Genomic DNA, 19,082 nt, shown 5'->3' with positions numbered 1-19,082 from the left:
TGACAATAGAGTCTTTGCTGGCTGTAATTGGTTTTGCCATAGCCATCTTTAGCCTAGGCTATATGATTGGAAAAGACTTGAATACAAGAAAATGACCGCCCCTAGCCTGCAAAACTAGACGGTCATTTTTCTTGTGACTATCAAAACGGGCTAATACCCTTGTGTGAAGCACCCTTTGCTATATACAAATTATAGCAATAAAATAAATCCTCGTCAATGATGAGGTGATAATCGAGGTGCATGAACATGGCGCAGAGCGAGGCTGTGATGGAAAGGGATTTGATACGGCAGTTGACGCAGGATGTGTCGCAGTGGACGTATCGCAAGGATATTCGGGATGAAGCGTCGCTTTGGGCGAATTTCCGCGATAAGCTCAATCAGAACAATCAAGCCGCCCTTGATGGGGAGCCTATTACCGATACCGAGTTCCATCAGATTCGGGAGTATATGCTCGATGTGGCCAAGAGCCCTTATAAGGCGGCACTGTGGCTGGCGGGGGAGAATGGCGAGGCGGTTATCCCGCTTACGCGCGAGGATGCCAGCAAGGGGACGATTCATCTTATGGCAGTCAGCAACCGTGAGATTGCGGGCGGCCGTTCGTCCTATGAGGTCATCAACCAGTTCGTTTCCGATAAGCAGGATGCGGATGACCGCGAGCGCCGTTTTGATGTGACGCTGCTCATTAACGGCCTGCCGATGATTCATATTGAGCTCAAGAATCAGGAGCATCCTTTTATGGATGCATTCCATCAAATCAAGAAGTACAGTCTCGAGGGCAAGTTCCGCGGGCTCTTTGGCATGGTGCAGATGTTTGTGGTGTCCAATGGCAGTAATACGCGCTATATCGCGGCCGATACGGGCTCGAATCTCAATGAGAAGTTCCTGACGGCTTGGGTCAATCAGCAGAATGAGCCGGTGGAGAATTATCTGGAGTTTGCGCGGGAAGTCCTGCGGATTCCTGCGGCTCATGAGATGATTGGTCATTACAGTGTCATTGATGCCGAGCGCCATAAGCTCATCCTGCTGCGGCCCTATCAGGTCCATGCCATTGAGGCGGTCAAGCGGGCGTCGGCCAGACAGGAGTCGGGCTTTGTCTGGCATACGACCGGTTCGGGCAAGACGCTGACTTCCTATACCGTAGCCAAGAATCTCTCGCTTATCCCGGGCATCGACAAGACGATTTTCCTCATTGACCGCAAAGACCTTGACCAGCAGACGTCGCTCGCGTTCAAGGCCTATGCCGAAAATGACAGCATTGATGTAGACGATACCGATAACGTGCACGAGCTTTTGCAGAAGCTCAAGAACAAAGACCGGCTGGTGATTGTCACGACTATCCAGAAGCTACAGATCATCATGAAGCGGTACAATGCGGAGGTCAAGAGGGATTCGCCGACGGCGAAGCGCTTCCATGGATTGTGCATCGCCTTTGTCGTCGACGAATGCCATCGCACGGTCACGCCGGAGACCCAGCGGGAGCTGCAGAAGTTCTTTTGCCATTCGCTTTGGTATGGCTTTACGGGAACGCCAATTTTCGACGAGAACAAGCGCCAGCGCAAGGGCGATTTGGCGCGCACCACAGAGGCCCTCTATGGGCCCTGCCTGCATAACTATACCATTAAGGAAGCCTTGCAGAACAAGGCGGTGCTGGGCTTTCAAATCGACTATAAGGACTCCCTGTCGGAGGATACCATCCTGACAATCGGTGAGCAGTTGGGGGCGGGCAGCTACACGGCGCTGGCAGGGCAGGATGCTGTGGTGCGTGAGCGCAGTGTCTTGCAGGCTTTCTATAAAAATGAAGGGGAAGACGCCTACGATAACGACGAGCATCGCCGTGGTGTGGTCGAATACATCCTCAACAAGACGGCGGGCAAATTCCGTTTGCAGGCACCGCAGGGCGAAGCCTATGAAGCCATCCTTACCGTGCCATCCATCGCGATTGCGCAGAAGTATTATACTTTGTTCCAGCAGTATATTGCGGAGGGGAAGATTGCGGCCTCGGTGCGCGAGAAATGCGTCGATTTCCCGAAGATTGCCATTACCTACACCGTCACGGAGAACGAGGAAGATTCTATCGCTAATCAGCAGGCGATGAAGGCATCCCTTAACGATTATAATGCAATGTTTGGGACGAAGTTCGGGCTGGACAGCCTGATGGCCTATAATACGAATCTCAATGACCGTCTGGCGCGTAAGAAAGGCCGTTATAAACAGCGAAAGGAGCAGCTTGACCTCGTCATCGTGGTAGACCGCCTGCTCACTGGTTTTGATGCACCGCCCTGTGCCATTTTGTTTGTCGACCGTCCGCCCATGGCACCGCAGAATATCATTCAGGCCTTCAGCCGTACCAATCGCATCTATGATAAGAGCAAGCGCTATGGTATGATTGTCATCTTCCAGCGGTCGGCGGAGTACAAGGAAGCGGTGGATGGTGCGCTGTTGCTTTACAGCCATGGCGGCACCAATGAAGTCAGTGCGCCAGCTTTTGCGGAACTGGAAAAGGAGTTTCGGAAGGCGCTTAACGAACTTAAGAGTCTGGCGCCGACGCCTGAAAATGTCGATGCGCTGACAGACCGCAGTGCGATGCAGAAATTTGCCAAGGCCTTCCAGAAGGTCGACCGCCTGAGCGGGGAGCTGCAGGTCTATCAGGAGTGGGAAGATCATGACCTTTCGGAGTATGGCGTCCATAAAGAAATGCTTAACGATTATAGCGGTAAATACCGCAATGTTATCGAAGAACTGCGCAAGTCAAAAGAAGATGAAGACGAGCCGATTGCCATCGATATCGGTTATGAGCTCGAGAACATCACCAGCGTGACCATCGACTATCGCTATATCCTTTCACTGATTCAGAGCTATATGCCCGAGGAGGATGTCCTAATCGCTGCGCCTATTGAGGATGAAGCCATCGACAACCATATTACTAAACTTCGTGAGACGAATCCGGCATTGGCCGATGTCATTGGCGGATTCTGGGAGGATATGAAGCAAGACCCGATAAAGTACAAGGGCCTTGATGCGCGGACGGTGATCGAGATGCGCATTGAGGAAATCGTCGCCAACCAAATCAACGATTTCACGGAAGAATGGTGTGCCCGGAAAAAAGACGTACTGGCTATCTTGGATACGTTCAGGAAAGGCGACAAGGTTTCGCTCGTCACCGACTATGATGCCTATAAGCAAAAGCATGAGGGCGTCAGCAAACTAAAATACAACCGCAACGCCAAAGAGGCTGTGATTGAGCTCATAGAGAAAATCCGGCCGTTGCGGGAAAAGTAAATGCAAAATGAGGATAATCGCTGATGCGATTATCCTCATTTTTTTATTTGCAGTTTTTTTCGCGTCGCACTTGGAGTTCCCCTTTGCCGCTAAACGCTTGCGGTCAAAGATTCAATGGAAGCGGCCCAGGATAATGATGAGGAGGAAGACCAGGACTCCGAAAAGATAGGCGGCGCCAAAGAAATATGAGAAGAAATGACGATGACCGGTCAATTTTTCCCGACGATATAAATAAATTGGCGGGCAGAGGAATATCGCAAGATAATACCATTTGGATAGCGGAAATCCTGCGCGTTCCAAGTAGTTTTTATCAATGCAAAGCAGGGAGGAAGAGAAGAGCGAGATGTAGGGCGGCATAGGTGGCAGATGCAGGGAATTCTGCACGATGCCGTAGAGGAAGGGGAGAAACAAGGCCAGCCGGCAGAGGTTCCAGCCTTTTTGCAGAAGCGCTAAATCCTCAGGCGTAGGGGGGAAAATCATGTTTGCCGGACCGGACGCTGCGCCACTGGCGGCGTAGTTCATGTTCATAGGGGGAGTTGCAGCAGTGGAAAATTCTGGTGCCTTTTGGTCAGTCGTATTTGGATTGGCTGCTGGTCCTGGACTGTTTACAGGCGTGCCGCAGCTTGAACAGAACTTTGAATCATTTTCCAATGGATTACCACATTTCATGCAAAACATAACAATTCCTCACTTCAAATAATATTTTGCTAAGCTATCCAATATAGATAGTTTATACAATTATTCCTTATACATACTACGCAGGGATTGTTTGGTAAGCGTTAATCTTCGATTAGATATCCGTTAAATCGTGCAAATTTTAATGAAATTATATTTTTTACGTGCTATGGTGTCTAGCGGAAAAATTCTTATGAAAAATGGATGGAGGATACGATTATGTTTTGTAAAAATTGTAACACGCAGCTGCCGGATAATGCGACATTCTGCAAAATTTGTGGCGCACGTCTGACACAGGAATCCGCAGGGCCCGCGAAACCGCAGACGGTTATCCAGCCGCCGGAGCCACCGATGGGGTATACGGCTTCGCAGATGAACAGGCAGGGGGACTATTATACACAGCAGCCGCAACGAGCTTCAACGCTGAAGATTGTAGGCTTGACTTTGGCGGCGGTAGTGGCAGTTGGTGGTGTTTTCTTTGCCGTCTCTGGCTCAGATGCAAAGGATAAGCCGTCTACGGAGGTAAGCGAGCCGGCAGCACCGGGCGGGAGCAGCACGAAGCAGGATAAAACCCAGCCGTCACAGGCACAGCCCCAGCAGACTCAGCAGCCGGCGGCAGCGGCAGGAACGTTAGCAATTAAGGAGAAAAATTTAAAAGTAAGTCTAAAAGAAACTGGTCAGCAATTGCTGAAGATAGCCGATGCACAGATTTCTTTTGATGCATCCGGCCGTCCGCAATTGTGCTTCTTGTACCAAAATGATACTGGCAAGCAGGTGAAGAGCCTCGATCTGCTGGTCAGAGCTGTTGGCCCGAATGGTGAGTTTATGAAAAGCCCTGTAACGGGAGATACGGTTCAGGCTGTGGAACTGAACCGTGTCCTGGCACCGGGCGCAGCTACGAGCGCTAGTGACGTTATTCCTTTGACGGATCTGCCACAGGCTGGCAAATATCAGGTCGTAATCAGCTGTATCAATTATGCGGATTCTAGTTATCTGATGTTTGACTACGACTATCGCCCGACGCTTGTTCTCGAGTGATGAATAAATCCGGTCACTGCGGGATAAGTGATATTCGGCGGTAAAAGTAAATTTATGCAGGAAAATCAAGTCCTCCGTAGAATACAGTAAGGGAAAGGATGTGATTGTTCAATGGAACAAGGGAGGACGAGGAGATTATGAGGAAACCAGAAGGCAGTATAAAGACACTGTTTATAACATGTATTGTCGTTATTACAGGTGTTTTGCTGGCGATACAGACATTCATCAATGTATCGCAATTCCAAAAAGGTATGGAAGCGCAAGTCAAAGCTACGCTGGAACAGCAGGGGCAGGGGATTGCTGCCAAGCTCGATCAGCGCTTGCTGCAGATCGAGCAGAAGGGCGAAGGCCTTTCCCGTGCGGTAAGCAATATGGCAAGCTATGACAATACGGTTTTGCTCGCGACCGCCAAGAGCTTTATCGAATCGGATAAGCTGGTACTCGGCAGTGGCTATTGGTTTGAGCCGAACGCTTATCAGGAGGGAATGGAATTCTACGGTCCTTACCAGATGCGCAAGGGCAGCCAGATCGAGCTGACGATGGAGTACAGCACGGCCAGCTATAATTATTTTTCTTATCCTTGGTACAAAGAGGCTCTGGCTAATCCTGGCAAGGTTTTCTGGGATGGACCCTATCATGATGATACCTCCGGGACGAATATGCTGACCAGCAGCTGCGGCTTTACCAAGAATGGAAAAGCCGTCGGTGTCATCACGATGGATGTTGGTATCGATGAGCTGGAAAACTATGTACAGAGCATCAAAGTAGGCGAACATGGCTATGCTTTCCTGCTCAGCAAGGACGGGTACTATCTTGGCCATAAGGATAACGACAAGAACATGAAGGTCAAGATGAGTGAAGAGTCCAATCCGTCGGTGGCAGCGCTGGGCAAGCAGGCTGCTGGTATCCAGGACCTGACGCTGGTAGAAAGCGATGCGTTGGGCGAGGACAGCTATCTGATGATGGTGCCGCTTGCTATCGACAATATGAATCTGGTTCTTGTCGCACCGAAATCTGATTATACGGGCCCGATTACGCAGGCGAAATACACGAGCATCGTCATGGCCCTTATCGTCATGCTGATACTCTGCGTCGTGCTCATCGGTATTTTCAACCGCCGGGTAGGCAACCCCATCGGACACTTGATGGAGGAGGCCGGGCAGATTGCCGATGGCAACCTGACTGGTCATGTCAATGTCGCAGCCAATGACGAAATGGGCGCTCTGGGCGGCTCGCTCAACCATATGATCGAGAACCTGCGCAAGGTCATCCGCCATGTAACCGATATGTCCCAGCAGGTGGCTGCGGCCAGCGAACAGCTTACGGCAAGTGCTGACCAGTCGGCACAGGCTTCGCATATGGTCGCAGACAGCGTCGTCAATATCGCCGAAGGCGCCAGCGAGCAGGCGGTAGAGGCTGGCAATATCCAGGCTACGGCGGAAGATGTCACGGCACATGCCAAAGAGCTGGTCAGTGATACCAAGATGGTACTGGATAATGCAGTGGCTGCCAAGGCGAAGATTACCGATGGGCGCCAGTCCATTCAGGAGGCAGTAAGGCAGATGAATAATATCACTGCCAGCACGGACAGCATTCAGCAGTCCATCGAAAAACTCGACAAGAGTTCCCAGCAGATTGCCGACATCGTGCAGATGATTACCGGTATTGCTGAGCAGACGAATCTTCTGGCACTCAATGCTGCTATCGAGGCAGCCCGGGCTGGCGAAGCCGGACGCGGGTTTGCCGTAGTGGCGGATGAGGTCCGCAAACTGGCGGAAAGTTCCAATCAGTCTTCGCAGCAGATTGCACAGCTCGTACAGGCCAATATGCAGGATATGAAGTCGGCGGTTGAGGCCAGTGCCAGTGGGGCGCAGAGCGTGCAGGAAGGCATCAGCACCGTACAGTCTGCCGATGGCGCGTTCCAGGAAATCGTTGCGGTTATCGATCAGCTGACGGATAAGATCCAGACCATCGCCAAGGGCATTGAGCAGATGGCAGAAGAGAACGAAACGATGCTGCAGGCCAGCAACAATATTGCGGCGACCAGCGGCAAGAATTCCGATGAAGCCCAGTCTGTATCGGCGGCAGGCGAGGAGCAGAGTGCTTCCATGCACGAGATTTCCGATGCAGCCCGCAGTCTGGCTCAGCTGGCTGGCGATTTGCAGGCCGAGATGGAGAAGTTTAGATTATAATCCTTAAAAACGAAAACAGTGCAGTTCCGAGGAGCCCCTCGGAGCTGCGCTGTTTTTTGTTTTTTTGTCAAAAGAGGAAAACGGCTGGCTTTCGAAATCTGGTATATGTTACGCAAACGGTTGGCTGAGATGTAAAAAAATACTAAAAAACCAACGATTTTGTAACAATGTTCCATTTTTTGCTTCGAAAGCCATTTTTTTTGACGTGAGTCTTGAAGTATTTTGGTCGGCTATGTTATAATAACCGCGGTAAATATTTTATGGTGTGTCCGGTAATAAGCATTTATCTGCTATGGTACTCGGGTTAAATAGCAGGTAAATGCTTTTTTTATTGGACGAGAGAGGATGTGTCTAATGAAAGACGAAATTTTCAGCGTGCTGCAGCGCGTTGGCCGAAGTTTCATGCTGCCAGTTGCAGTCCTGCCGATTGCAGGTCTCTTGTTAGGCCTTGGTGCGTCGTTTACGAATCCGACGACCATCAAGACCTATGGACTGGAAGCCATCTTTGGGGATGGAACTGTGCTCCATTCCCTGCTGACGGTTATGAGCGCTGCCGGCGGTACGATTTTTGGCAACTTGCCAATCATCTTTGCCGTTGGTGTAGCCATTGGTATGGCAAAGGCCGAGAAAGAAGTTGCGGCACTGGCTGCGATGATTGCTTTCTTTGTCATGCATGTTTCCTGTAATGCAATGCTCCAGCTGACGGGAAAAATCCTGGCTGATGGCTCGATTGCCCCGGGCGTGCTCGAGGGTACGATTGCCTCGAGCTGCGGCATCATGTCGCTGCAGATGGGCGTTTTCGGCGGTATCATCGTTGGTATCGGCGTTTCTATCCTGCACAATCGCTATCATAAAATTGTTCTTCCGGATGCGCTGTCCTTCTTCGGTGGCTCGCGTTTCATTCCGATTATTTCGACGGTGGTCTTCCTGTTCGTTGGTATTGCGATGACGTTTGTTTGGCCGGTGGTCCAGGACCTCATCTTCGGTCTGGGCAATGTCGTTACGGGCACGGGCTACATCGGTACGCTGATTTTCGGTATCGTAAAACGTGCACTGATTCCGTTTGGTCTGCACCATGTCTTCTATTTGCCGTTCTGGCAGACGGGCGTTGGCGGCAGCATGATGATCGATGGCCAGCTCGTACAGGGTGGTCAGAACATCTTCTTTGCGCAGCTCGCTTCGCCGAATGTCGCTCACTTCAGTGCTGACGCTACGCGTTATTTCTCCGGTGAGTTCATTTTCATGATCTTCGGTCTGCCGGGTGCTGCACTTGCTATGTACCGCTGCGCTCGTCCGGAGAAGAAAAAGGTCGCTGGCGGCCTGCTGCTTTCGGCAGCGCTTACGTCGATGCTCACGGGTATCACGGAGCCGATTGAGTTCTCGTTCCTGTTCGTTGCACCGATGCTCTTCGGTGTTCAGGTTATCCTGGCTGGCGCCGCTTATATGATTGCGCACATGCTCAATATCGCTGTCGGCCTCACGTTCTCGGGTGGTCTTTTGGACCTCTTTATCTTCGGTATCCTGCAGGGCAATGATAAGACGAGCTGGATGCTCATCATCCCGGTTGGTATCGTTTATTTCTTCCTGTATTATTTCGCGTTCTCGTTCCTCATCAAGAAGTTCAACTTCAAGACGCCGGGACGCGAGGATGACGATGAAGAGACGAAGCTTTACACGAAAGCTGATGTCAAGGCCCGCAAAGAGGGCGCTGCTGGTGCTGGCGATGAGCTCAGCCCGGTTATTGCCCGCGCGCTGGGCAGCAAGCGCAACATCACGTCGGTGGACTGCTGCGCAACGCGTCTGCGCTGCTCGGTAGCAGATTCGGAGCTCGTTGATCAGAAACTCCTGAAGGCTACGGGGGCTTCGGGCGTTATCGTCAAAGGTACGGGCGTCCAGGTCATCTATGGACCGAAAGTTGCCGTTATCAAATCGAACCTCGAAGAGTATCTGGCTACGGCTCCGGATGTTGAGCCGGAGGCTGATGCTCCGGCAGTAGAGGAGCAGGCAGAAACTACGGCTGAGGCTCCGGCAGCAGCTCATGGTGAGCATGAGTTCTATGCGCCGGTCGCTGGTACGGCCCATGCCATTACGGAAGCTCCGGATGATGCTTTTGCCGGCAAGATGATGGGCGATGGTTTCTTCATTGCTCCGGCTGATGGCAATGTCGTTGCTCCGTGCGATGCCGAGGTCATGTTCGTATTCGATACGAAGCATGCGATTGGCATGAAGGCAGCTGACGGTACGGAGTTCCTCATCCACTTCGGCGTTGACACCGTCAAACTCGGTGGCCAGGGCTTTGAGGTCTTCGTCGAGCAGGGCCAGCAGGTCAAGAAAGGTGACAAGCTCATGCAGGTCGACCTCGACTATGTCAAGGCTAACGCTCCGTCGGATGTCTGCCTCGTGATCTTCACGGGCGGTCAGGCTGTCCATATGGAAAAATCCTATGGCGTCAAAGCATTGGATGCTGTTGCTTCCTATTGATTAGACTGCCATTATATGTGCTGGTAAAAATGTGCTAGCATTGACGCTTGAGGGGAGGCTGAACCCAGCCCCTTCTCAAGCGTTTTTTTATGGATAACCTACGCTGTCCATGTGGTGGACGATGTTGACACGCTATATCGCAGGCATCTTGGGCGGTATGACGGGAGATACTTTGGGAGCTGGCGATGAATTGAGTGAGATACTCTTTCTGGGGCTTTGTTGTCTGGGGGCTACTATGGGCGCACCGATTGCCCGCTGACCGCCAAAGGGTGCCGGCAGGCAGAAAGGGCCGGCGCCACCCTGCGGGAATTGCGGGCGGCAGGATCGGGCAGGGATCTGCTGCTCCTTACCAGTCCTTGGAGCGGGCACGGCACACGGCGGAAATAGTCCGCGAAGCTGCCGGGCTTGACGGGGCCTTCCTCGTTGAGCCGGATTGGCAGGAAATCGACTTTGGCCGCTGGGAGAAGCGCCACTACCAAGACATAGCGCGGGAAGAACCGGCAGCATGGCAGAGCCTTTGTGACGATTGGCAGGCGTTCTGCTATCCGCAGGGGGAAAGCTTCCGCATGTTCGCGGAACGTGTCATAGGGGCATGGCAAAAGTGGCAGCAGGCTGCTGCAAGAGAGGAGAAAGGCCTGCTCGTAGCCAGTCATGGCGGCGTGCTGAAAGTCATCCGCTTGTTTGCTGAGGCGCGGCCCTGGGAGGATTTCTGGCAGCTGGACATTTCTTTGGGGGAAGTCCAGCTTATGTCCCTTCCGGTTCGCTGATCGTATGAGCGGGGAAATTTTTGGAAAAAAGATTTGACAGCTCATGGCAGGTATGATAAACTAACAGAGTCGTGAACAAGAAGAGGCCACCGCTTCTCACCTGCTGGCATAGGTCAGATGGGTTTATAGCATGAGTTTTTTAGAGGTGGCTTTGTGCCGCCTCTTTCTTGTTTATAAAAAGAAATACCAGGAGGTGTTCTACTATTAGCAGAGATTCGTTACGCATCAATGAAGAAATTCATATCCGCGAAGTACGCGTGACCAGCGCAACTGGTGAGCAGCTCGGCATCATGCCGACGCGTGAGGCGCTTCGCATGGCGGAGGAGCAGCATCTTGATCTCGTCGAGGTCGCTCCGAAGGCAAAACCGCCGGTCTGCCGTATCATGGATTTTGGTAAGTATAGATACGAACAGCAGAAACGGGAGAAAGAGGCTAAGAAGAAGCAGAAAGTCATCAGCATCAAGGAAGTCAAACTTCGCCCGAACATTGAACAACACGATTTTGACGTCAAGTTGAAGAATGCTCTTCGCTTTGTCGAAGAAGGAAATAAAGTCAAAGTGACTATCATGTTCCGCGGACGAGAGCTTTCTCATCCGGAGCTCGGCAAAGAGGTATTGGGCCGCGTAGCTGAAAAGCTGGGCGACAGCGTCTCGATTGAGCGCAATGCCAAACTTGAAGGAAAAAATATGACGATGATCGTTGCACCGAAGGTGCAGAAGGCATCGAAACCAAAGAAGTCGAAAGAGACTCAGTCTAAGGAGGAAAACAGTAATGCCAAAGATTAAAACTCGCAGAGCTGCTGCAAAACGCTTTACCGTAACGGGTAGTGGTGAATTCAAACGTAACAAGGCTTTCAAGAGCCATATCCTGGAGAAGAAATCTCCGAAACGCAAACGCAACCTGCGTAAAGCTGCTCTGATCACGGCTGCTGATCATGGCCGCGTCAAGAGAATGCTTCCGTACGCATAATTCGATAACGGATAGATTGATTAGCCAATATTTAGGAGGATGAAAACATGCCAAGAGTAAAAGTAGGCGTGACTGCACATAGACGTCATAAGAAAATCCTGAAGCTCGCAAAGGGCTACAAAGGTACGAAGAGCAAACAGTTCAAAAAAGCTAACGAGACCGTAATGAAGGCTCTCTACTACGCACGCCGTGACCGCCGTGCGAAGAAGGGCAACTTCCGCCGTCTCTGGATCGCTCGTATCAACGCTGCTGCACGCGTCAACGGCATTTCCTACAGCCGTCTCGTTTGCGGCCTGACGAAGGCTGGCGTTGAGGTCAACCGCAAGATGCTGGCTGACCTGGCTATCTCCGACGAGAAAGCTTTCGCACAGCTCGTTGCCGTTGCTAAAGAGAACCTGTAATTCATAGGTTTACACGAAGAAGTGGGGTTGATGGAACCAATGGTTCTGTCAACCCTTTTTGTCGTTAGGAGTTAGGAGGGAACATATGCGGGAACGGATCGACAGTCCGGCCAACAAGAAAGTCAAGCTGGCCGCAAGCCTGCACAGCCGCAAGCATCGGGAGAAGGAAGGCCTGTTCATCGCGGAGGGCATCCGCCTGGGAGAGATGGCAGCTGCTGCTGGCTGGGACATCGTCTTTGGGCTCTATACGACGGAGCTTGGCGAGCAGGCGCGGGGCCGGCAGCTACTGGCTCAGCTGGAGGCGCAGGGCTGCCTGCTCTGTGAGACGACCGCCGCGGTGTATCGCAAGGCTTCGGCTACTGATACGCCCCAGGGGATACTGCTTGTCATGCGGCAGCAGAAAAGCCGCCTGCAGGAACTGCCGGCGGCGGGAAAACAGCCACTCTATGTGGTTCTCGATGGGGTGCAGGACCCCGGCAATGCGGGCACCATCATCCGCACGGCCGATGCGGTGGGGGCCGATGGCGTCATCCTGCTCAAGGGCTCGGTGGATGTGTTTGGCGATAAGACCGTGCGCTCGACGATGGGCAGCCTCTTCCATCTGCCAGTCTGCACGGATGTGACTGCGGAGGAGCTTATGGACTTTGCGGCGGCCCAGGACCTGACGCTCTATGCGACGGCACTCGACGAGAGCGCGCAGCCGCATTTTGCCCAGGACTTCACGCGGGGGACGGCCATCGTCTTTGGCAATGAAGGCAATGGCGTGTCCGAAGCGATCCTGCAGCGCGCGGCCAAGACCTATATCCCGATGTATGGCAGGGCCGAATCGTTGAATGTCGGCGTGTCCGCGGCCGTGGTGCTCTACGAGGCCGTGCGGCAGCGGCAGTCTCAGTATTTGCCCCAGTAGCAGTAGACGCCGAGGATGCCCGAGGCTATGCTGACTGTCAATTCGTTTTGACCGGTCAGAAGCTCGTTGCTGACGGCATTGGGCTGGCGCTGTGACAGTGTGGCCCCCGCAAGCGGCCAGCGCACGTTGTCGATATTGACGCCCGTGCAGGTTCCGGTAAAGGGCAGCAGTGAAATCGCCTTTGGGCGCATTTGACAGGTCAGTTGGATTGACATGTCAGCGGTTACGTAAAAGAGCGCCTCACTTTCGTCAATCAGGCAGCAGGGAATCCCCGCGTTGGCAGCGCTGAAGATGGTGCTGAAGGCATGATCGAAGCGGCCGCCGAATGCTCCGGTGAGGACAATGAACGGAGCTCCCTCAGCCTGCATCATGGTCAGCGCCAGCTGCGTGTCGGTAAGGTCCTTGGCCGTCGGGAATTTACAGATGGGGATATCCTGTGCTGCGGCCCACTGCCAGGCAGCGGTGCTCGCGCTGTCCCCGTCGCCGAGCAGGCAGTCGGGCAGCCGGCCATCTTTCTGGCAGGTATCGATGCCGTGATCGGCAGCCCAGCAGCGGGCAAAGCCGTGAAGCTTTCTAAGCCAGGCGGCTTGCGGCGGACGGCCGCCGGTGATGAGCAGCCATGGGGCGGCGGCAGATTGTGCGGGATAGGTCGCGGTAAGCTGGGGGAAGGATAGTTGCAGGCTGGATGTCTGGGACATAAAAAGACCTCGATTCACGGAATATAGGAATAGCGTACGTTTATTTGCATCATATGATATAATGATTATAAGCGATGCTTATAGCATAGCATGGAAAAAAACAAGGAGCAACCGCAAGGGAGGTATATATATGGTAACGTTCAAATATTATGGCCATTCCTGCTTTATGCTGGATAATGGCGAGCATAAGGTGCTGTTCGACCCGTTTTTGACGGGGAATCCGAAAGCCACCATCAAGGCTGAGGAGATTGAATGCGATTTCATCTTGATTTCTCATGCGCATAGCGATCATCTCGGCGATGCGCCGGAAATTGCAGGCCGTACGGGCGCGGAGCTGGTGGGGATACCAGAAGTGCTCGCAATCTGTGAGCAGCGCGTGCCGGGGCTCAAGCAGCATCCGATGAATCTCGGCGGCTCGATAAATCTCCCGTTCGGCAGGGTGCGCATGACGATGGCGAAACACAGCGCGGGCGTGGCGGGCGGCATTGCCTGCGGCTATGTCATTTCGATGAGCGGGCTCAAGATTTACTTTGCGGGTGACACGGCTTTGTTCGGCGATATGCAGCTGATTGGCCGCAAGGATGAAATCGACTATGCCATCCTGCCGGTGGGCGACAACTATACGATGGGCCTTGAAGATGCGGCGCTGGCCGCGCAGTGGCTCAATGCGCGCCATGTCATCCCTGTGCACTACAACACCTGGCCCATCATCAATCAGGATGTCAAGAAGTATCGGGAGATCACGGAGGCGATGTCACGGGCTGAGGTCCATGTGGTCGAGCCGGGGGTAGAACTGGAGCTTTGATGAGCAAGGAGAAGTTAATCGTCATTTTAGGCCCGACGGCTGTGGGCAAGACGGCCCTGTCGATCGAGCTGGCCAAGCACCTCGATACGGAAATCATCTCAGGGGATTCGATGCTCATCTATCGCGGCTTCGACATCGGCTCGGCCAAGCCGACGCTGGCCGAGCGGCAGGACATCGTGCATCATCTCGTGGATGTGCTGCCCCCCGATGCGGCCTTCAATGTCACGGATTTTGTCGCTGCAGCCCGCGCGCTGATCACCAGAATCAATGCTGCGGGGAAGATTCCCATCCTGGCTGGCGGCACGGGACTCTATGTCAAGGCACTGCTCGAGGGCTATGCGTTTAATGAGACCTCGGGCCACGCGGAATACCGCGCGGAGCTCGAGGAGCTCGGGCGCACCAAGGGCCATGCATACGTGCATGGGATGCTGGCAAAGGTCAATCCCGAAGCAGCGGCGCGCCTGCATCCCAACGATTTCCGCCGCATTGTGCGGGCGCTGGAGGTCGCGCATTTCGGCGATGAGGCGATCTCACAGTCGCGTGCGGCTGCGGATGGGGAACTTTGCTACGATGCGCTGGTGATTGGCCTGAACCGCGACCGCCAGCAGCTCTATGACCGCATCAACCGGCGCGTGGAGCTGATGTTTGCGGACGGGCTGGCCGCGGAGGTGCAGGGGCTCCTGGACGCGGGCATCCCGCGGGAGTCACAGGCCATGAAGGGCATTGGCTACAAGGAGACGGCGGCCTGGCTGGCTGGCGAGATGACGTATGAGGCGGCGGTCGATCTCATCCAGAAGTCGACGCGTCACTTCGCCAAGCGGCAGCTGACCTGGTATCGGAAAATGCCCTATATCCACTGGTATCGTGCCGATGAGATACCGGAAGAAAACTTGTTGCCGATGGTTTTTGCTGATGTGGCAGGATTTTTTTCTCAAGGGTCGAATTAGTAAGTAGTACCGTAATGGAGGGATTTTTATGCCAGCAAAAAACATCAATCTGCAAGATAGCTTCCTGAATCAGGTCCGCAAGGAGAATGTCGCCGTGACGATCCATCTCCTCAATGGATTCCAGATCAAGGGCAATGTCAAGGGATTTGACAATTTCACGGTCGTTCTTGACGTTGCTGGCAAACAGCAGATGGTTTATAAGCATGCGATTTCCACGATTTCACCGGCGCGGCCGATCAGCGGCATCTTCGGTGTGGATAAGCGTGACGACGAAGAATAATAGATGAGAAGAAGCGGGGCCTTTCTCTGAAAGGCCTTTTTTTGATGGTAGCAGCAGACAGGAGAAAAACATGAAGGTACGAGGCTTTGAATGGGTTACAGGCTGGCAGCAGCGCGGCGCGATACTGCCGCAGCGCAAGACGGCGGCAAGCGCGGGCTATGATCTGGCAGCGGCTGAGGGCGCCGTGATTCCGCCGCAGGCCATGGTCATGGTGCCGACAGGTGTCAAGGCGTATATGCAGGCGGATGAGGTGCTGATGATCCATATCCGCTCGAGCCTGGCTGTCAAGCGACAGCTGGTGCTCATGAACAGCGTCGGTGTGGTCGATGCGGATTACTATAATAATGAAGACAATGAGGGCCATATCTTCATCGCCCTCTGGAACCGCGGCACGCAGCCTGTGGTCATCGAAGCGGGGGAGCGCATCGCCCAGGGAATCTTCCAGAAGTACCTGACCGTAGATGGCGACATGGCTGGTGACGGTGCGGCGCGGCAGGGCGGTTTTGGTTCGACAGGAAAGGCGTGAGGGATATGGCAGACGAAGGCATGGATTTATTTGCGATGCCTGCGGCAGCTGACTGGTCAGGCAATGACCGGTCAACGGTTGACAAGTCAACGGCTGACAAGTCAACGCTGGGGGCGGCGCGGCCCTTTGAACCGCTGGCCCAGCGCATGCGGCCGCGCAATTTCGAGGAGTTCATCGGCCAGCAAGAGGCTGTGGGAGCTGGCCGCTTCCTGCGGCAGATGATCGAGCGGGACCAGATCTCGTCGATGATCTTCTACGGGCCGCCGGGCACAGGCAAGACGACGCTGGCGCAGATGATCGCGGGCATGACGGGCAGTGCGTTCCGCAAGCTCAATGCGGTATCCTCGGGCATCCAGGATATCCGCGTGATTGTCAAGGAGGCGGATGAGCAGCGCAGATATTATCAAAAGCGGACCATCGTATTCATCGACGAGATTCATCGCTTCAACAAGAGCCAGCAGGATGTGTTATTGCCCTATGTCGAAGACGGCCGCTTGATTTTGATCGGTGCGACGACGGAGAATCCGTTCTTCGAGGTCAATCACGCCCTGCTCTCGCGGGTGCGTATCGTGCGGCTCTATCAGCTGAGTGACGGCCAGCTCGTCAAGATCCTGCGGCAGGCCCTTTTAGATACAGAGCGTGGCCTGGGCGGGCAGCAGCTGGCGGTAGATGATGAGGTATTGCTCGGCATTGCGCAGCTTGCGGGCGGTGATGCACGCATGGCGCTCAACATCCTCGAAGGCGCGGCTTCGATGCTGCCGCCGAATGGCGGCACGGTCACGCTGGAGATGGTGCAGGAGATCCTCGGCCAGCGGGTGCAGCGCTATGACAAGAAGGGGGACAATCATTATGATACGGTGTCGGCTTTCATCAAGAGCATGCGCGGAAGCGATCCCGATGCAGCCCTTCACTATCTGGCGCGGATGCTCGCAGCTGGCGAGGATGTCAAATTCATCGCGCGCCGTATCGTTATCTGCGCGTCGGAGGATGTGGGCAATGCCGATCCCATGGCGCTGGTCGTAGCGATGAATGCTGCCCAGGCCGTGCAGTTTGTCGGCATGCCGGAGGCGCGCATCATTTTGGGTCAGGCTGTGACCTATATCGCCGCAGCTCCCAAAAGCAATGCGGCCTATATGGGAATCGATGCGGCCCTGCAGGATGTCCGCAGCAAGAATTGCGGGGCCGTGCCGATGCATCTGCGGGATGCCCACTACAAGGGAGCGTCCAAGCTCGGCCATGGCACCGAGTACATCTATCCGCACGACTATCCAGAGCATTTCACGCCGCAGGAGTATCTGCCCAGGGAACTGGCCGGTGCACATTACTACCAGCCCTCTGAGAACGGTACCGAAAAGCGCCTCGGGCAGTACCTGCATCACTGCTGGCCGAAGCGGTACTGATAGGTTTTGACAGATGGCGGCGTTTCTGCTATATTGAATCCATGAAATCTGACAAGGATACTCAGAATTCCGAGGTGGAACATGAAGATGTCAACAAAAGGCCGTTACAGTGTGACGGCTCTTTATGAACTGGCCCTGCACTATGGCGAGGGGCCGGTAGCGCTGAAATGCGTGGCGCAGAGCCAGGGGCTGTCGGAGAATTATCTGGAGCAGCTCATGGTGCCGCTGCGGCGGGCGGGGCTCGTCAAGAGCATCCGCGGGGCGCAGGGCGGCTATATGCTCGGGCGCGAACCGAGGGAAATCACGATCGGCGCAATCATCACGACGGTGGAAGGGCCGATTGCCGTTGTGGACTGCCTGCTGGCTGAGGCGGGGGCAGAGGACCAGCCCTGTGAGCGGGCTTGTGCCTGCGTGACCCGCGGCATTTGGGAAAAGGTCTGCGACAGCATCAGCGAGGTGCTCGATAGCATCACGCTGCAGACGCTGATGGATAACGATGGCAGCCGCAAGCACGTGGGGTGCGGCCGATGAAGCCGGTCTATCTGGATTATGCGGCGACGACGCCAGTGGACGAGCGCGTGCTGCCAGCTATGCTGCCCTATTTCATGGAGCAGTTCGGCAATCCGTCGAGCGTGTATGGCCAGGGGCGTGCGGCCAAGCGCGCAGTCGCTCAGGCGCGTGCGCAGGTGGCGGCACTGCTCCAGGCGGAGCCGGAGGAAATCTTTTTCACCAGCGGCGGCAGCGAGAGCGACAACTGGGCGCTCAAGGGCATGGCCTTTGCTCTGCGCCGCGCGGGGCGCGGCTGTCATATCATCACGAGTAGCGTCGAGCACCATGCCGTGCTCAATGCCTGCGCATGGCTGGAGCAGCAGGGCTTTGCAGTGACCTATCTGCCCGTTGATGTAGCCGGCCGGGTGCAGCCCCAGCAGGTCAAAGATGCTGTGCGTGACGATACGATCCTCGTCAGCATCATGACGGCGAACAACGAAGTCGGTACGATCGAGCCCATTGCCGAAATCGGCGCATTCCTGCAGGCAAAGGGGATTTTCTTCCACACCGATGCGGTGCAAGCCGCCGGACACATTCCGTTGTCGGTGGATGAGCTGCATGTGGATGCGCTCTCCCTGTCAGGGCATAAGCTCTACGGCCCGAAGGGCATCGGCGCGCTCTACTTGCGCCGCGGCTTTCGGCCCGACCCCTTGGTTCATGGCGGCAGTCAGGAGCGCGAGCTGCGGGCTGGTACGGAAAACACCGCTGGCATCGTGGGCCTCGGCAAGGCGGCCGAGATTGCCCGGGAGGAGCTCACGACGGAGTGGGAGCGCCTATCGGAGCTGCGCGACTGGTTCATGGCAGAGATCAAAACGATTCCGGGCAGCTGGATCAACGGCGATGAGGAATACCGCCTGCCGGGCAATGTGAATTTCGGCATCGAGGGCATCGCCCAGGATACCCTGCTGATCCGTCTCGATATGGCAGGTTTCGCCGTTTCGGCGGGCAGTGCCTGCAGTGCAGGTTCCCTGGAGCCCTCCCATGTGCTCAAGGCAATGGGGCAGACGCCGGAGCAGGCAGCCTCTGCGCTGCGTGTCACGCTGGGACGCTTCACGACAAAGGACGAGCTCGAGGGCTTGCTGACTGTTTTGCAGCAGGCAGTCACAGCAATCCGCGGCCAGGCCGGCAGCTGAATATTTGGAGCAGAAGACCTGCGGGAAACCGTCAG

Annotated in this window: 20 protein-coding genes; 18 read left to right on the top strand and 2 right to left on the bottom strand. The window is 54.6% G+C overall.

Going from position 1 to position 19,082, the window contains the following annotated elements; all coding sequences use genetic code 11:
• Positions 1-240 precede the first annotated feature (240 nt).
• Positions 241-3,279 carry a type I restriction endonuclease subunit R, EcoR124 family gene (locus tag FZ041_RS08345; protein WP_255449313.1) on the top strand — a complete coding sequence of 1,013 codons (3,039 nt, stop codon included), beginning with the start codon at positions 241-243 and terminating at the stop codon, positions 3,277-3,279.
• Between the two features lie 111 nt (positions 3,280-3,390).
• On the opposite strand, the gene FZ041_RS08340 is transcribed toward FZ041_RS08345, so the two are convergent.
• Positions 3,391-3,957, bottom strand: a complete 567-nt coding sequence (locus tag FZ041_RS08340; protein ID WP_149189242.1) for a zinc-ribbon domain-containing protein — start codon at positions 3,955-3,957, stop codon at positions 3,391-3,393.
• A 216-nt stretch (positions 3,958-4,173) separates the two neighbouring features.
• Between FZ041_RS08340 and FZ041_RS08335 the strand changes: the two genes are divergently transcribed.
• The 10 genes from FZ041_RS08335 to FZ041_RS08295 all read left to right on the top strand — a co-directional run bounded on the left by FZ041_RS08335 (position 4,174) and on the right by FZ041_RS08295 (position 12,709).
• A complete protein-coding gene (locus tag FZ041_RS08335; RefSeq protein ID WP_187626348.1) occupies positions 4,174-4,992 on the top strand; it encodes a zinc ribbon domain-containing protein in 819 nt (272 codons plus the stop codon).
• 137 nt (positions 4,993-5,129) lie between these two features.
• Complete coding sequence (locus FZ041_RS08330; RefSeq protein WP_149189240.1) at positions 5,130-7,184, top strand: methyl-accepting chemotaxis protein; 2,055 nt, start codon at positions 5,130-5,132, stop codon at positions 7,182-7,184.
• Between the two features lie 354 nt (positions 7,185-7,538).
• On the top strand, positions 7,539-9,665 hold the full coding sequence (locus FZ041_RS08325) for a PTS sugar transporter subunit IIABC (protein ID WP_149189239.1): 2,127 nt from the start codon (positions 7,539-7,541) through the stop codon (positions 9,663-9,665).
• Between the two features lie 121 nt (positions 9,666-9,786).
• Entirely contained in the window at positions 9,787-9,924 is a 138-nt protein-coding gene (locus tag FZ041_RS08320; RefSeq protein WP_187626347.1) for an adenosylcobinamide-GDP ribazoletransferase, read from the top strand.
• Positions 9,882-10,052 (top strand): histidine phosphatase family protein, encoded by a 171-nt coding sequence (locus FZ041_RS14970; protein WP_369407319.1) that lies wholly within the window; start codon positions 9,882-9,884, stop codon positions 10,050-10,052. The genes FZ041_RS08320 and FZ041_RS14970 overlap by 43 nt, the downstream gene beginning before the upstream one ends.
• Positions 10,022-10,432 carry a histidine phosphatase family protein gene (locus tag FZ041_RS08315; protein ID WP_187626345.1) on the top strand — a complete coding sequence of 137 codons (411 nt, stop codon included), beginning with the start codon at positions 10,022-10,024 and terminating at the stop codon, positions 10,430-10,432. The genes FZ041_RS14970 and FZ041_RS08315 overlap by 31 nt, the downstream gene beginning before the upstream one ends.
• Before the next feature lie 203 nt (positions 10,433-10,635).
• Positions 10,636-11,217 carry a translation initiation factor IF-3 gene (infC, locus tag FZ041_RS08310; protein WP_082336330.1) on the top strand — a complete coding sequence of 194 codons (582 nt, stop codon included), beginning with the start codon at positions 10,636-10,638 and terminating at the stop codon, positions 11,215-11,217.
• A complete protein-coding gene (gene rpmI / locus FZ041_RS08305; RefSeq protein ID WP_075445608.1) occupies positions 11,204-11,401 on the top strand; it encodes a 50S ribosomal protein L35 in 198 nt (65 codons plus the stop codon). The genes infC and rpmI overlap by 14 nt, the downstream gene beginning before the upstream one ends.
• Before the next feature lie 47 nt (positions 11,402-11,448).
• Positions 11,449-11,802 carry a 50S ribosomal protein L20 gene (gene rplT, locus FZ041_RS08300; protein WP_075431006.1) on the top strand — a complete coding sequence of 118 codons (354 nt, stop codon included), beginning with the start codon at positions 11,449-11,451 and terminating at the stop codon, positions 11,800-11,802.
• 85 nt (positions 11,803-11,887) lie between these two features.
• Positions 11,888-12,709, top strand: a complete 822-nt coding sequence (locus tag FZ041_RS08295) for a TrmH family RNA methyltransferase (RefSeq protein WP_149189236.1) — start codon at positions 11,888-11,890, stop codon at positions 12,707-12,709.
• Here FZ041_RS08295 and FZ041_RS08290 read toward each other — a convergent pair.
• A complete protein-coding gene (locus tag FZ041_RS08290; RefSeq protein ID WP_149189235.1) occupies positions 12,691-13,407 on the bottom strand; it encodes a thiamine diphosphokinase in 717 nt (238 codons plus the stop codon). The two genes, FZ041_RS08295 and FZ041_RS08290, sit on opposite strands and share 19 nt — an antisense overlap.
• Before the next feature lie 130 nt (positions 13,408-13,537).
• Here FZ041_RS08290 and FZ041_RS08285 point away from each other — a divergent pair, with 130 nt between their 5' ends.
• The 7 genes from FZ041_RS08285 (at position 13,538) to FZ041_RS08255 (ending at position 19,047) form a co-directional block, all read left to right on the top strand.
• On the top strand, positions 13,538-14,212 hold the full coding sequence (locus FZ041_RS08285; RefSeq protein ID WP_149189234.1) for a metal-dependent hydrolase: 675 nt from the start codon (positions 13,538-13,540) through the stop codon (positions 14,210-14,212).
• The gene (miaA, locus tag FZ041_RS08280; RefSeq protein ID WP_149189233.1) at positions 14,212-15,159 is read left to right on the top strand and encodes a tRNA (adenosine(37)-N6)-dimethylallyltransferase MiaA; all 948 of its coding nucleotides are present in this window, start codon (positions 14,212-14,214) and stop codon (positions 15,157-15,159) included. The genes FZ041_RS08285 and miaA overlap by 1 nt, the downstream gene beginning before the upstream one ends.
• 28 nt (positions 15,160-15,187) lie before the next feature.
• Positions 15,188-15,439: an RNA chaperone Hfq gene (hfq, locus tag FZ041_RS08275; RefSeq protein ID WP_075445613.1), complete on the top strand. Its 252-nt coding sequence runs from the start codon at positions 15,188-15,190 to the stop codon at positions 15,437-15,439.
• A 70-nt stretch (positions 15,440-15,509) separates the two neighbouring features.
• Positions 15,510-15,965 (top strand): dUTP diphosphatase, encoded by a 456-nt coding sequence (gene dut / locus FZ041_RS08270; protein WP_075445614.1) that lies wholly within the window; start codon positions 15,510-15,512, stop codon positions 15,963-15,965.
• Between the two features lie 146 nt (positions 15,966-16,111).
• A complete protein-coding gene (locus tag FZ041_RS08265) occupies positions 16,112-17,365 on the top strand; it encodes a replication-associated recombination protein A (protein ID WP_255449316.1) in 1,254 nt (417 codons plus the stop codon).
• A gap of 81 nt (positions 17,366-17,446) precedes the next feature.
• Positions 17,447-17,896, top strand: coding sequence for an RrF2 family transcriptional regulator (locus FZ041_RS08260; RefSeq protein ID WP_149189232.1), 450 nt, complete (start codon positions 17,447-17,449; stop codon positions 17,894-17,896).
• The gene (locus FZ041_RS08255; RefSeq protein ID WP_075445616.1) at positions 17,893-19,047 is read left to right on the top strand and encodes a cysteine desulfurase family protein; all 1,155 of its coding nucleotides are present in this window, start codon (positions 17,893-17,895) and stop codon (positions 19,045-19,047) included. Before FZ041_RS08260 ends, FZ041_RS08255 begins: the two co-directional genes overlap by 4 nt.
• The last annotated feature ends 35 nt before the right edge of the window (positions 19,048-19,082 follow it).

The organism is Pseudoselenomonas caprae (assembly GCF_008271345.1).
Classification (GTDB): Bacteria; Bacillota; Negativicutes; order Selenomonadales; family Selenomonadaceae; genus Selenomonas_A; species Selenomonas_A caprae.
This window is presented reverse-complemented; position numbering and strand designations above follow the sequence as displayed.

Coding starts and splice junctions, on each gene's coding strand:
- FZ041_RS08345 (WP_255449313.1), top strand. CDS start 241: ATGAACATGGCGCAGAGCGAGGCTGTGATGGAAAGGGATTTGATACGG.
- FZ041_RS08340 (WP_149189242.1), bottom strand. CDS start 3,957: ATGTTTTGCATGAAATGTGGTAATCCATTGGAAAATGATTCAAAGTTC.
- FZ041_RS08335 (WP_187626348.1), top strand. CDS start 4,174: ATGTTTTGTAAAAATTGTAACACGCAGCTGCCGGATAATGCGACATTC.
- FZ041_RS08330 (WP_149189240.1), top strand. CDS start 5,130: ATGAGGAAACCAGAAGGCAGTATAAAGACACTGTTTATAACATGTATT.
- FZ041_RS08325 (WP_149189239.1), top strand. CDS start 7,539: ATGAAAGACGAAATTTTCAGCGTGCTGCAGCGCGTTGGCCGAAGTTTC.
- FZ041_RS08320 (WP_187626347.1), top strand. CDS start 9,787: ATGTTGACACGCTATATCGCAGGCATCTTGGGCGGTATGACGGGAGAT.
- rpmI (WP_075445608.1), top strand. CDS start 11,204: ATGCCAAAGATTAAAACTCGCAGAGCTGCTGCAAAACGCTTTACCGTA.
- rplT (WP_075431006.1), top strand. CDS start 11,449: ATGCCAAGAGTAAAAGTAGGCGTGACTGCACATAGACGTCATAAGAAA.
- FZ041_RS08295 (WP_149189236.1), top strand. CDS start 11,888: ATGCGGGAACGGATCGACAGTCCGGCCAACAAGAAAGTCAAGCTGGCC.
- FZ041_RS08290 (WP_149189235.1), bottom strand. CDS start 13,407: ATGTCCCAGACATCCAGCCTGCAACTATCCTTCCCCCAGCTTACCGCG.
- FZ041_RS08285 (WP_149189234.1), top strand. CDS start 13,538: ATGGTAACGTTCAAATATTATGGCCATTCCTGCTTTATGCTGGATAAT.
- miaA (WP_149189233.1), top strand. CDS start 14,212: ATGAGCAAGGAGAAGTTAATCGTCATTTTAGGCCCGACGGCTGTGGGC.
- hfq (WP_075445613.1), top strand. CDS start 15,188: ATGCCAGCAAAAAACATCAATCTGCAAGATAGCTTCCTGAATCAGGTC.
- dut (WP_075445614.1), top strand. CDS start 15,510: ATGAAGGTACGAGGCTTTGAATGGGTTACAGGCTGGCAGCAGCGCGGC.
- FZ041_RS08265 (WP_255449316.1), top strand. CDS start 16,112: ATGCGGCCGCGCAATTTCGAGGAGTTCATCGGCCAGCAAGAGGCTGTG.
- FZ041_RS08260 (WP_149189232.1), top strand. CDS start 17,447: ATGAAGATGTCAACAAAAGGCCGTTACAGTGTGACGGCTCTTTATGAA.
- FZ041_RS08255 (WP_075445616.1), top strand. CDS start 17,893: ATGAAGCCGGTCTATCTGGATTATGCGGCGACGACGCCAGTGGACGAG.